At 36.8% G+C, this 446-nt stretch carries 1 protein-coding gene; it reads left to right on the plus strand.

The window, feature by feature from the left end; all coding sequences use genetic code 11:
• Nucleotides 1–49: 49 nt before the first annotated feature.
• On the plus strand, nucleotides 50–446 hold a 397-nt coding region (locus tag HZY94_RS01705; protein WP_179924761.1), incomplete at its 3' end, for a transposase family protein.

The raw sequence follows: 446 nt of genomic DNA on the forward strand, positions 1-446 counted from the left end.
CCACATGATCTATAATGAATAGCGACGAAACCAACATTAGGAGAATCATATGGAACTTATTCATAATACCACAGAATTACTCGGAATTACAGACAAAAATATCAAAATTACCTTTTACTATAAAAGACCAGAGTGTATTGTACTAAACGCTACTCTAGACTATCAACCGCCTACTTGTCCTCATTGCCAAGGGAAGATGATCAAGTATGACTTTCAAAAACCTTCTAAAATCCCTCTATTAGAATGTCAAGGAATGCCCACTGCCCTATACTTGAAGATAAGAAGATTTCAGTGCAAAGAATGCCGAAAAGTGCAAGTATCAGAGACGCCTATTGTCAAGAAAAATCATCAGATTTCAACTGACATCCAACGGAAAATTACTCAATTACTGGTCGAAAAGGATTCGATGAAAAGCATTGCCGAGCGTCTACATATCTCTACATCAA

The organism is Streptococcus danieliae, assembly GCF_013415245.1.
GTDB lineage: Bacteria > Bacillota > Bacilli > Lactobacillales > Streptococcaceae > Streptococcus > Streptococcus danieliae_A.